Genomic DNA, 13,529 nt, shown 5'->3' with positions numbered 1-13,529 from the left:
TATTCTAACCCACCAAAATATCCTGTCTTGGTCTTGTAAATTCTTCAAAACGAGAATTTCTAGAAACAAAAATTGCCATAGAAAAAAGCCCTATTCTACCCGCAAACATAGTAAAAATTATAATTACTTTACCCAAAAATGACAAATCTTGTGTAACCCCAACTGATAAACCAACAGTACCAAAAGCAGAAAAAACCTCATATCCCAAATCAATGACTCTCCATTTTCCACCACTCTCAGCAGCAAGAAGAACAAAAAATGAAAAACATAAAATAAAAACAGCTCTTACAAAAAATAAAAGTGCAAATCTTATACTATCAATTGAGACTTTATAAGAACCAATAATATAACCATTACCATCTTGAGATTTTATTACTGCAAGAATAATTAAGAAAAAAGTAGTAATTTTTATTCCTCCAGCAGTTGAACCTGGAGCACCACCAATAAACATAAATGGCAAAGAAAGCATTTGGGTTCTACTTGAAATAAGAGCATTGTCAAGATAATTAAAACCAGCTGTTCTTGTACTTATTGAATAAAATATTGCATTAAATATTAAAGTCCCAAGTGAATAACCATCTCTAAGTTTATGAATTTCTGAGAAAAAAAATACAACTGCACCAAAAAGAATCAAAAAAAAACTAAGCGTAAAAACAATTTTAGCATGAAGGGATAATTTCTTACGATACTTCATAGTATTAGTAACATCACGATACACCATAAATCCCAGTCCTCCACAAATAATCAATATAGCAATAACAATTATAGCTTCAGGAACATCACGCCATGCATAAATACTCTCAGAATGCATAGAAAACCCTGCATTACAAAAAGCTGAAACAGCAGTAAATAAAGCCTCAAGTAATGAAATATTAATACCTCTAATTTTAAAAAACAATAATATTAATATTCCTCCAATTAATTCAATTGAAAAAGTCACAAAAAGTATATTTTTTAAAATTTTCAAAGGATTATATTCAATATTTGAAAGAGAATATTGTTTGATTATTCGAACATCAGTTAACTTTAACTTACGTTTAGGAATAAGCAAATAAAAGGTAGTAATTGTTATGAAACCAAGTCCACCAAACTGAATCAATAACATTATTACAATAAAACCAAAAGTAGAAAAACTTTCCATCTTAACAGTCACAAGCCCCGTAATACTAACAGCAGATACAGATGTAAATAAAACATCTATATATTTTAAACTTTCAACATCATTCCAAGCAATAGGTAATAACAATAACAAAGAGCCTACAAACATAATTAAGATAAAATAACTAAAAAGAAAAAACCTATCACTAAATTCAATTTTCAACATATAAAAATAAAATACAACAAAACATATAAGATATCATGATCAAAATAGCAGAATGTTGAAATATTACCATAATTTTATTATTTTTAATATATGTTTGAAGTTGAACTAAAAGCTTTTATTCCAAAAAACAGAGTAAAAAAAATCGTAAAATTAGCTAATCAAAAATTTCAATTTATTAAAGAAGAAATTAAAAATGATATTTATTATTCCAATTCAAAAAAAATCATTAGAATAAGAGAATCCAATATCTCAAAAAAAATTATAACATTTAAAATTAAATCTTTAGAAAAAGATATAGAAATAAACAAAGAAATTGAATTTCAAGTAGACAAAATAGATAACTTTATATCCTTTATCAAAGAATTGGATTTTAAAATTTTATATAAAAAGATTAAAAAAAGTCTAATCTATAAAAAAGACAATTTAAATATAGAAGTTAACGAAATTCAAAATCTCGGATTCTTTCTAGAAATCGAAAAAATAATTGACAATAAAAATGAATTAAGTATTGCTAAGAAAGAAATTTACAAAACAATAGAAGACTTTAAACTACAAAATAATATTGAAAAAAAATCATACTTTGAATTATTATCTAATCAACTTAAGAAATAAAACTTTAAAATCTAAGCTTAAACATGACAATACAAATCCTTTTTTTTGATATTGTGCAAGTTGAGGTTTGCAAGCAGATTTTTGAAAAATTTCAGATTCATTTAAAAAATACCAATTATCAGAATTCAAATAAATAAGTCTCACATTATTATCATCTTCAAACGTTAATAACAAATCATTACTATATTTCAAAATATCACTAACTACCCCTTTAATTTTAATATTTGGACTTACATTTTGCCATTTATCACATTGAAGAGTAGATATACTAACAATAGGTCTATCTTTTGTTACATAACTTAAAATAATCTTATTTGATTTAACATCAGATAAGATTCTAACAGAATTTGCCATATTTACAGATTGTATATTCACATTCGACCAAGTTTTTCCTCTATCAATAATAAATTCAGAATTCACATAATCATTTAATTTATAATTGTAAAAAATTCCTAAAAAAGGTTCAGCAATAACACCAATACTTAAGACATCAACATCAGCAGTACCTTTAAACACATTAGAATCTATAATACTATTCCAAGTAGTTCCATATCCTCTATTTACAATAAAATTGACTTTATATTCATAACCAATTTTTTTCAAATAAGCTACATACAAATTGTCCTTATGATCAACACTAATATTTACTAAAAAACCAACATTTTCTCTCAATTTAGGACTAATATCAATCCACTTTCGACTATTAAATTTCCGAACTATAAGTTCACTAGGAAAATCACTGGTACTCTTAGTAGTAAATACAATATATAATTCCCCTTTAGAATTAATCGCAAAATCAAAACATGAAATATCGGTAATATTATCATTAACAGCAGTACTGATATCAAACCAACCAATATTTTCAATAAATGAAGCAACTTTAATAGTATCATCATCTTCAACCTGATACGCAATATAAATATTATGCTTATAGGTTTTTAAAATATATTTTTTAAGCCTTGAACTTAACTTAAAACTTGGCAAATCTCTTAATAAAAAAGTTTTATTTTGTTTTTTTATATTAGATATTTTGGCCTTTAAAGAACTCTCACCAATTATTGATAAATCTAAATCATTAAGAGTAAAATTAATGTTTACATTCTCTGATGTAACATAAATTACAGCATAAAGAACATCCTTTTGCAATGCAAGTTTAACATCATTTTTTCTTATCTTATCTGTTATATATTTTTTATTAAAAACGTCATATACCATATATACAAAATCTGTCCCCAAAGCAACATCAAAAGTCAAAATATAATCAGAAGACTTGTCAACTTTCAAATAAATGCTTCCTTTTCCATTTTTGCTTGAAATAGTTAAAGGCTTAACTTCGGTCAACATTTGCTTTACATCAGCATAAGAATAAAAATTAATAAACAAACAAATAAATATTAATAATAAATTACTTCTCATACTTGCCAAGATCCAAAAATATCATGACATAATCAATTAATGATATGATAGTTATAAAAGCAGAAATAACATATATTATTGAAACAATAAAAGAAAAACTAAAAGTTAAATTTAAAATTGAACTAATAAAACTGTCAACAAAAGTAATAATTTTTAACTTGTCAAAAGTATAAAGCAAAAGACTCGCAAATACAGCAATAGCATAAAATAACGATTTTACTTTACCTGAAATTCTGGCTTGCTGGATTATATTAAATTGAATAATTAAATTTCTAATAACACCAACAGAAAGTTCACGATATACAAATATCACAAAAAAATAATACGGAGTAATACCTTTATAAAAGAAAAAAACAAAATATGTTAAATGTTGCAACACATCTGCATAGGGATCTAAAATTTTACCTACATTACTAACTAAACCATATTTTCTAGCAATATATCCATCAATAATATCTGTAATTTCATTAAAAATAATTAAAAGCCAAATTAAAATTAAAATTAAATAAGAATTCCACAAATATTCAAAACATAATATCAATAAAATAACAAAAGATAATATAATTCTAAGAAAAGTTATTTTATTTGGAGTAATTATTTTTTTACTATGCAAGCTATAAGATCTCCTTATTACTTATCTTTAACTTCACAAATTCAAGAGCTTCTTTAAGCTCAAGTCCATTAATTTGCTCATTTGTTCTAGTTCTAATTGAAATCTTTCCTTCTACCACTTCTCTCTCTCCAATAATAAACATATATGGAACTTTTTTTGACTGATATTGTCTAATTTTTGCATTCATCCTCATATTACAATAATTATCAAATTTTATTCTAATTCCTTCATTTTGAAATCTAGACAATACTTCTAATGCATATTCTTCTACAATGCTATTTACAGGAATAATTACAACTTGAAGAGGAGCCAACCATACAGGAAATGCTCCACCATAATGCTCCACTAAAATCCCAAAAAATCTCTCAATAGAACCAAGAAGCGCCCTATGAATCATAAAGGGTCTCTTTTCCTTGCCGTCTTCTGCAGTATAAGTCATCTTAAATCTTGCAGGAAGATTAAAATCAAATTGAATTGTACTCATTTGCCACGCCCTTCCAAGAGAATCAATTATCTTAAGATCAATTTTGGGCCCATAAAAAGCTCCTCCGCCTTCATCAATATCAAAATCGATATTAAAATCAATCAAGGTTTTCTCTAAAACTTTAACAGCCATTTTCCAATCATCATCATCTCCAACAGCTTTTTCAGGTTTTGTTGAAAGATATGCCTTTAAATTTGTAAATCCAAATTTATGCCACATATCAATAGCAAAACGTAAAACCTCTCTAACTTCAAAATTTACTTGCTCATAAGTACATATAATATGTGCATCATCTTGAGTAAAACCTCTAACACGCATAGTACCATGAATCGCACCTATCTTCTCATAACGATAGACAGTACCAAGTTCAGCCCACCTAAATGGCAAATCTCTATAAGAATGCTTATCAGTATTATAAATTGCAATATGAAATGGACAATTCATAGGCTTAACATAATAATCACTTCTATCCATTTCAATTTTTTCAAACATACTCTCTTTATAAAAATCTAAATGACCAGAGGTTTCCCAAATCCAAGATTTACCAATATGAGGAGTAAAAAGTATATCATAACCATTCTTAAAATGCTCTTCTCGCCAAAAATTCTCTATTAAAGCCCTTATTCTAGCACCATGTGGATGGAAAAAAATAAGACCAGGTCCTATCTCCTCATGAACAGAAAACAAATCAAGTTCACGACCAAGCTTTCTATGATCTCTCTTTTTTATCTCTTCCTGCAATGTAAGATATGCTTTTAAGTCCTTTTCATTATTCCATAAAGTTCCATAAATACGACTTAACATTTTATTTTTTTCATCGCCACGCCAATAAGCACCAGCTATACTAGTTAACTTAAATGCTTTTGGATCAAGCTTATTCATATTATCAACATGAGGACCTCTACAAAGATCTGTAAAATTATGACTCTTATATATTGTAATCTCATCTGTAACATCAAAATTTTGAATTAAATCTATCTTATAAGGTTCATCTTTAAAAAGCACTAAAGCCTGCTCTCTAGTTATAACTTCTCTTATAAAAGGACTGCCTGTCTTTAAAATTTCTCGCATTTTCTGTTCTATTAATAAAAGATCATTTTCTGAAATGTGCTTTTCAAAATCAAAATCATAATAAAAACCATCTTTAATTGGAGGACCTATAGCAATCTTAGTATTTGGAAATAATTCAAGAACAGCTTCTGCCATGACATGTGCAATCGAATGTCTCTTCTTATAAAGAATACTATCCTTATCTAATTTTTCACCCATAACAACACCTTATAAACTTGAAGATTTGCAATATGAAAACATTATAATAAATTCACAACTTAAAAAATCATAGATAAACAACAAATCTTCTCAATTACAATATACAAAAAAATTTATTAAAAAAACAGACAAAATAATAAGAAAAAAATATAAAAAGAATATAAATTTATCAGTCCATAGTTACTATAGATTCAATATTAAAGTAAAGAGCCATAGCCAAAAAGAAAGTAATAGTAGACGAACCACCATAAGATAGAAAAGGCAAAGGTATACCTGTAATTGGTAAGAGACCTAAAGACATACCAATATTAAAAGAAGTATGAAAAAATAAAAGACACAATACACCAGCAAGAATTAAAGACATATATCTATCTTTGCTTTTATCCATTATTATTAAAATCCTAAAAAAAATAAGAAAAAATAATACTAAAACAATACTTACGCCTAAAAAACCAAATTCTTCAGCAAGAATTGAAAAAATAAAATCTGTGCTTTGAGACGGAACATAATTTGCATGAGTATAAGGACCTTTTAAAAATCCCTTACCCAAAATACCGCCAGAACCAATAGCAATCTTTACCTGATTTAAATTCCAACCAGCACCTTTAAGATCAATATTTGGATCTAAGAAAACTAAAAACCTCTTAATTTGATAAGGTTTCATAAATTTTGACAGAAATTTAGAACAAAAAGCTGCTATTAACAAAATGGAACTCACAAATGATATATAAAAATAAATAAGCCTAATATTCAAGTTATATTTTGAAATAAAAAAACCTACAACAGAGGATAAAAATATCAAGGCCAACACCAAAAAAGCTACTTTAAAATAAAAATTATTAGAAAAGATTAAATATAATGTATTACCCATATCCGCCTTATATTCATACCAAACAGGCAATACTACAAAAATAAATGATAAAAATCCTGTTAAAGTAAAATATAAAATATAGTGTATATCTACACCCGCAAAGAAAGAAATAAAGATAAACATATTCAAATAAACTACAGCTGTACCAAAATCAGGCTGCAAAAATACAAATAAAATAACGGGTAAAAGTATCATAAATGCAAAAACAAAAGCAAAGAAATTATGATATTCATTTTTACTACTATAAAATTTGGCAAGAGTTAAAATAACAATAATTTTCCCAAATTCTGAGGGTTGTCCACCTAATTTCCAAATTCCAATCCAAGATTTAGCTCCATTAACAGTAATACCAAAAATAGCAGTAAAAATCAAAGAAACAACTAACAAAAAATATAAAGGATAAACCATACCATGTATGATCTTAAGATCATACCTTCCTACTACAAAAATTACAAAAAATCCACCAATAACCCATATAATCTGTTTAATATACTCTATTTTCATTAAAGAACCATTAGAAGTATAATCACTAGAATATATAAGCAAAACCCCAATAAAAGATATCATTGCTAAACTAAATAATGTCAAACTATCATAACTTTTTCTAAAAACAGCCATATTTTACCTAATATACCATGGTTTATATTCTCTAAGAATATCTTCATAACTCTGTTTAGCAAAAATTCCTTGCATCATTAAATCTACAGATTTAGCAGGCCACATACCTGCATTACTTCTTCCCTCAACAAAACTAAAAATAATAATTTGTTTACTAGATACTTCATTATAAGGAGCAAGACCAACAAAAGAACTATTTTCAACTCCAATAACACCCGTTTGTCCCGTACCTGTCTTGCCTATAACCTCAACAGCTTTTGTTAGAACCGAATTTTTAGCAGTACCATAAGTTACAACATGTCTCATATATTTTTTCAAAAGTCTAAAAGTACGTTTACTAATAATATTTGTTTTTCTAAGAAGTTCAGGAACATTTTCAAGAATGACTTCATTAGTATTACCATTTAAAATTTTACTAACAATTCTTGGCTTATAAATAACACCTTCATTGGCAATCATAGCCACCATATTGACAATCTGAATAGGAGTAGCATTTAAAAAGCCTTGACCTATTGAAAAATTAACAGTATCACCTCCTACCCAAGGTTGACTGAAAGTTTTCTCTTTCCACTCTGGACTTGGAAGAAGCCCAGACACTTCATTTGGTAAATCAATCCCTGTTTTTTCTCCAAAACCATATTCTTTTGCATATTTCACTATTCTCTCAACACCAAGATATTTAAGTCCCACCATATAAAAATAAACATTACATGAATGAGCAACAGCATGCTCTAAATCAACATAACCATGTCCAACACGATTCCAACAATGAAATATTCTATTTCCTACCCTAAAATAGCCCTGACAATGGAGTTTTTTATTTTTATCCAAAACTTGTTCTTCTAACAAAGCCGTAGCCATAACCAACTTAAAAATAGATGCGGGTGGATAAACCGACTGGATTGCTCTATTTAAAAACGAATAATCTTCTCTAGAATGTTTATTATAAACATCATTCATTGAATAATAAGGATAATTATGCAATGCCATAACACCTCCTGTTGAGGGTTTTAATACAACTACAGTTCCATATCTCTTACCTAAAGTATTCTTAGCAAGTATCTGAATATCTTTATTAATATTTAAAACAATATTATGACCAGGTATCATATGTTCGATAATAGAACCACTATCTATTTTCCTTTCTCTAGAATCTACTCTATATTTAATTAACCCTTCTTTTCCTCTAATATAACTATCATAAATTTGCTCAACTCCTAATTTCCCTATTGTAGAATTGTTATCATATCCTTTAACATTATAAAAAGCACGTAATTCTCTTTGATTAATTTTGCCAACATATCCAATAGGATGAGAATAAGAATCATCTACCAAATAATTCCTTTTAAATGAATATGTCCACAAAAGAGCAGGATAATAACTTCTCTTCTCAGCAATTCTAAATAACATTTCTGGATTAAGTTCAATTATTTCTACATCCTTTAAATACCCTCGAGTAGCTTCAATTTTAGAAAGAATAGGTTCCTTCTCAATACCTAAAATATCTGACAAAAAATTTAACATTTCATCTCTATCTTTAACAGACATACCATAATATTGTTCCAAGCTAATCTTTAAAACAAAAACGGTAAGATTATTGGCAAGAACATTAAAATTTGAATCTAAGATTTCACCTCTTGAAGCACTAACCTTTTCAACCCTAGATAAAAGAACTGTTGCTTCCCTATCATAAAACAAATGTTTTCCAATCTGCATCTTAAATAAAGTAAAAAGGTAAGAAAAAAAAACGAAAGATAGAAGAAACATTCCAAACCTATATCTGCTACCCGAAACAAGTTTCATTTTAATTAATATTCCTCCCTAATAGTATAAAAGCTCCTTGTGAAATAATTTAAAATTGGATACAAAAAATTTAAAAATACTATATTGATAATAAGATTTAGATCAAATATTGAATAATTAAAGCCTTTAAGATCAATAAAATCTGCAAAAATCATTGCTACAAACCAAATAATAAATTTTGAAAAAATAAAAAACATTGTTACACTAAACATACTCTTTGGAACAACTATCTTGATTTTATAGAGAAGATAAAATACTAAAACATAACAAAATACAAAAAAACCAAGTGGCAATCCATTAAAATATTCCATAATAAAACCATGTAAAATACTTGAAATCAAACCTACATTAAAAGCAAAATTTAAAGAATTAAAAATTAAAATGATTAAAAATATATCTACTGAAAAAGAAAAACCTATATCACAATAATACTGAAAAACTTGTCCCAAAAGTACACTAATAATATAATACAATATAAAAGATATCAATTTTTCATCCTCTCATCACCCTTAATCAAAAACACATATTCTAATTTATCTAAAATTATTATGGGTTCAATTTTAATACTTAAAAGCGAATTATATTCAAGAACATCAAAATGAGTAATCCTACCTATATAAATGCCACCAGGGTAATCACTAAAACCAGCTGTAACAACAGAATCCCCAACCTTTAAAAAATTTTCAGCCAATTTATTAACATAATTCATCTCAAGCACCTCACCATATCCCTTACCTTCAACAAGACCTATAAATTTACTATTTTGAATTCTAGCAGAAACAAAATTTTCATAACTGGTTAAAGGTAAGATTCTTGAAGTATTTGCATAAACTTTAACAACTTTACCAACAAGACCACTAAATCCATCTTGATAAGCAACAGCTATCATATCTTTTTGAACGCCATCATTATAACCTTTATTAATTGCCATTAAAGATGAAATATTTGCATAATTTAGATAAATTATCTCGGCTGAAATAAAATCATTAGAATGTTCAGAATAAAATTCAAGTTGTTCTTTAAGTCTAGAATTTTCTTGTCTTAAGACCTGAACATTCTGAATAACTATCTCAAGTTGTTGTATTCGCTTTTTATAAGCTTCTATTGTCTCACCATAATCTTTATATTCATTTATTGCTTTAAAAATACTAGAGACAAAATTAAAAAATTCATACATATTCCTTTGAATATATGAATTTAAAGTAAAAATAAAAAAATCATCTCTTTTCTTCACCCTAGAACCATTTGTGTCATAAAACATAAGAATAGTAGCAAATATTAATACAGTTATTACCTTAATAAAATCCCTGAAATTAACAAGAAACTTCATATTCATTCATTAATAAAACTATATATATTTTTACTAATATCTATTCTATTAGCATAATCATAAAATAGACCAGCTCCAACAGCTACAGATAAAAGAGGATTATCCGCAACATAAACTGGAACCCCTGTTTCCTTTGATAAAAGCCTACTAAGTCCTTTAAGAAGAGCTCCACCTCCTGTTAAGATAATGCCACGCTCAACAATATCCGTTGCAAGTTCTGGAGGAGTTGCCCCAAGAGTTCGCTTAACCTCATCAACAACGGTACTAATAGGTTCTTGCAAAGACTCTCTTACTTCCATAGAATCAATAATTTGCTTCCTAGGAAGACCCGTAACAGCATCCGTACCTTTAATATCGATTGTCTCTATCTTTAAATTATGAGTATCTGGATAAACATTACCTATTTTAATTTTTAATTTTTCGGCTGTTTGTTGTCCAATAATAATATTATGAGCATTTCTCATATATTTAATGATACTCTCATCAAATTCATCACCACCCGTTCTAATAGCTCTACTTACCACCATACCACCAAGAGAAATAACTGATATTTCGGTAGTTCCTCCTCCAATATCACACACCATATGACCTGTTGGCTCAAAAATAGGAATATCAGATCCAATAGCAGCTGCAAGAGATTCTTCAATAACTTTAACCTCACGAGCACCAGCATTCATTGCACTTTCTTTTACAGCCCTTCTCTCAACTTCAGTAATACAAGTTGGAACTCCTATCACCATCCTTGGTTTAAAAAATAATTTTTTTCGAGAAAAAATCTGGCCTATAAAATATCGAATCATTTTTTCTGTATTCTCAATATCAGCAATAACACCATCACGAAGTGGTCTTACTGCCTTAATATTCTCTGGGGTTTTCCAAAGCATCTTCTTTGCATTACGACCAACAGCTACCACCCTATTATTCTTATTAACATCAATAGCAACTACCGAAGGTTCACTCATAACGACACCATAATCCTTAATGTAAACCAAAGTATTGCATGTACCAAGATCAATACCAATATCTATCAAAAAAGATTTAAAAAAATTCAAATCAAGCTCCCTCTAAAAATCCTCCGGGCTAATTTTAAGCCTTTCCCTTGCTTCTTCTAAATAAGGATTAATGCTTAATGCTTCTCGCCAATATTTTCTAGCCTTAGGATAATCTTTATCTCTTTTTCTATATATGTCTCCTATTTTAACATAAACATTAGGATTTAAACTATTAATTTTCAAGACTTTATCATAGCAATTAAAGGCATCCTCATAAGCACTTCTCTCAAAATAAATATTTCCATAAAGTAAATATACCTTTTGCACTAAATTATCATCTCGCTTATCTCCTTTTAATGATTCATGCTCTTCGTCCAAAAATTTATTTATATATTCAATACTCTTATCAATATCTCCTGCCTTATAATTAACATATGCCAAACTCCAAAGAATAAGATCAGATTTGTTTTCTCTATAAGCCTTTTCAAAAAATTTTAAACTAGAATTATAATCTCTTAAGAGTTGATAAGAATACCCCAAATACTCAAAAATATCTTTTTTTACATTTACAAAATCAAAACTACTTGCATATAAAGCCTTATTTAAATACTTAACAGAAAGATCACTATAATACTCACCCTTATGAGAATAAACTTTTCCCAAAATATAATAAAGTGAACTCATAGGAACATCATCATTAATAGACATCAAAAACCTTAATCTTTCTATTGCATTATCCAAAAATTGATTTTTTAAATAACTATCATTTAACATTAAAGAATAATAAAAATATGAAAATCCAAGAAGTAAATTTAGATTAAAATCAAATTTATTTTCTTTAATACCATTCTCAGCATAATCTATTATTTCTTTGTACTCCTTATTATCCCACAAAACAAGCAAATTTACCTCGGTAGGACCTGCTTTTAAATAAGAATTAGAAAAAGCTTTTAAATAAGATAAAATAAAAAAAATAAAGAATACAAGTGATAAACTTATAACAAAATAAAAAATAAATTTCAAATAATTGATTCCCATAAAGATTCTCTAAAAAATTTAAGTTGACATCCATAAGCCGAGTTCTGTATTATGTCATCATCTATCTTGTTTTTCCATCACTGAAAAAATCATGCAATCTACCCACAAGCATACCCTCAAGAGCTAAGGAAGCTTGTTTACTTGATTTTGCTCCTAATGAGGTTTGTCTTGACCTTATTTATCACTAAATAAGCGGTGAGCTCTTACCTCACCTTTTCACCCTTACCCTAAGGCGGTAATTTTCTGTGACACTATCTTAAGTCTTTCAACTCCTAGGCATTACCTAGCATTATGCTCTTATTGGAGCTCGGACTTTCCTCTCAAAATACTGAAATACAGTATGTTAAGCGATGACTGGATATCAACTTTAAAACACACATAAATTTAAAATACTATTCTATAAGATCTGCTAAACCACCAGGAACCATTCCCAACCCAACTTCAAATTTATCCTGATAATAAAGTATTCTACTACAATAAGGACAAAACTTAATATCATCCGGTTCACGCCTCACCTTATTTGCAAATTCCACAGGAAGTATCATATGACAACCCTTACAAACACTGTCAATTAAAGGTACAACTCCATTGGATTTATTGCGAATAATTCTTTGAAATTTAAATAAAAAGTCCTCATCCATCCGAGAAGAATATTTTTCTTCTTCACTTTTTATAGAATCAAGTTTTTTGACAATTTCTAAAAGTTCATTTTCAAGATCATTACTTTCAACAGCATAAATATTTTGCTCAATCTCAAGTTTACTCTTAACATCGGCTATTTCCCTGTCTACTTTAGTCTTAAGCCCAGTAATATGTGTCATTTTCTTTCTAATAGCAACTTCATCATCAATAATGGTTTGCAATTCTTTTTCAAGAGCCTCATATTCCCTTTGAGTCTTAATACTATCAATTTTCTCTTCAGCCTTGCTCTTTCTTACATTAATATCTTGAATATCCAATTTTAAAGATGCATCTTCTTTTTGATATTCCTTAAATCGTAATTGCAATTCGGCAAAAGTCTCAACAAGCCCATCAATTTGAACTTTTTTAGTTTGTAAATATTTAGGAATATTTCTTTGGCGTTCTTCAAGCTCAAATTTAGACTTATATATACCTTCAAGATTTTTCAATATATCAATATTACTCTCCACGAAGACCT

Annotated in this window: 12 protein-coding genes and 1 other RNA gene; 1 reads left to right on the top strand and 12 read right to left on the bottom strand. The window is 27.9% G+C overall.

Translation table 11 applies throughout. The annotated features are described in order from the left end of the window. Positions 1-4 precede the first annotated feature (4 nt). On the bottom strand, positions 5-1,324 hold the full coding sequence (locus U880_RS0104675; protein WP_024654974.1) for a TrkH family potassium uptake protein: 1,320 nt from the start codon (positions 1,322-1,324) through the stop codon (positions 5-7). Positions 1,325-1,414: 90 nt separating this feature from the next. Between U880_RS0104675 and cyaB the strand changes: the two genes are divergently transcribed. Then, complete coding sequence (gene cyaB / locus U880_RS0104670) at positions 1,415-1,936, top strand: class IV adenylate cyclase (protein ID WP_024654973.1); 522 nt, start codon at positions 1,415-1,417, stop codon at positions 1,934-1,936. Here the strand turns inward: cyaB and U880_RS0104665 are convergent. From U880_RS0104665 to U880_RS0104620, 11 genes are all read right to left on the bottom strand, one after another. Next, the gene (locus U880_RS0104665) at positions 1,913-3,352 is read right to left on the bottom strand and encodes a hypothetical protein (RefSeq protein WP_024654972.1); all 1,440 of its coding nucleotides are present in this window, start codon (positions 3,350-3,352) and stop codon (positions 1,913-1,915) included. The two genes, cyaB and U880_RS0104665, sit on opposite strands and share 24 nt — an antisense overlap. After that, entirely contained in the window at positions 3,342-3,965 is a 624-nt protein-coding gene (gene pgsA, locus U880_RS0104660; protein WP_024654971.1) for a CDP-diacylglycerol--glycerol-3-phosphate 3-phosphatidyltransferase, read from the bottom strand. Before pgsA ends, U880_RS0104665 begins: the two co-directional genes overlap by 11 nt. 1 nt (position 3,966) lies before the next feature. Further along, complete coding sequence (gene thrS, locus U880_RS0104655) at positions 3,967-5,718, bottom strand: threonine--tRNA ligase (RefSeq protein WP_024654970.1); 1,752 nt, start codon at positions 5,716-5,718, stop codon at positions 3,967-3,969. Between the two features lie 169 nt (positions 5,719-5,887). Beyond that, entirely contained in the window at positions 5,888-7,207 is a 1,320-nt protein-coding gene (gene rodA, locus U880_RS0104650; protein WP_024654969.1) for a rod shape-determining protein RodA, read from the bottom strand. A 3-nt stretch (positions 7,208-7,210) separates the two neighbouring features. Continuing rightward, positions 7,211-9,010: a penicillin-binding protein 2 gene (mrdA, locus tag U880_RS0104645; protein ID WP_024654968.1), complete on the bottom strand. Its 1,800-nt coding sequence runs from the start codon at positions 9,008-9,010 to the stop codon at positions 7,211-7,213. A 5-nt stretch (positions 9,011-9,015) separates the two neighbouring features. Continuing rightward, positions 9,016-9,498, bottom strand: coding sequence for a hypothetical protein (locus U880_RS0104640; protein ID WP_024654967.1), 483 nt, complete (start codon positions 9,496-9,498; stop codon positions 9,016-9,018). Continuing rightward, positions 9,495-10,340 (bottom strand): rod shape-determining protein MreC, encoded by an 846-nt coding sequence (gene mreC / locus U880_RS0104635; protein ID WP_024654966.1) that lies wholly within the window; start codon positions 10,338-10,340, stop codon positions 9,495-9,497. Before mreC ends, U880_RS0104640 begins: the two co-directional genes overlap by 4 nt. 2 nt (positions 10,341-10,342) lie before the next feature. Further along, a complete protein-coding gene (locus tag U880_RS0104630; RefSeq protein WP_012538453.1) occupies positions 10,343-11,392 on the bottom strand; it encodes a rod shape-determining protein in 1,050 nt (349 codons plus the stop codon). Between the two features lie 12 nt (positions 11,393-11,404). Beyond that, complete coding sequence (locus tag U880_RS0104625) at positions 11,405-12,370, bottom strand: tetratricopeptide repeat protein (protein ID WP_024654965.1); 966 nt, start codon at positions 12,368-12,370, stop codon at positions 11,405-11,407. Positions 12,371-12,388: 18 nt separating this feature from the next. Next, an RNA gene (rnpB, locus tag U880_RS10530) (RNase P RNA component class A) lies at positions 12,389-12,736 on the bottom strand. Between the two features lie 26 nt (positions 12,737-12,762). Continuing rightward, the gene (locus U880_RS0104620; protein WP_024654964.1) at positions 12,763-13,521 is read right to left on the bottom strand and encodes a zinc ribbon domain-containing protein; all 759 of its coding nucleotides are present in this window, start codon (positions 13,519-13,521) and stop codon (positions 12,763-12,765) included. Positions 13,522-13,529: the final 8 nt, after the last annotated feature.

The sequence above is a fragment of the Borrelia hispanica CRI genome (assembly GCF_000500065.1).
Lineage (GTDB): Bacteria > Spirochaetota > Spirochaetia > Borreliales > Borreliaceae > Borrelia > Borrelia hispanica.
This window is presented reverse-complemented; position numbering and strand designations above follow the sequence as displayed.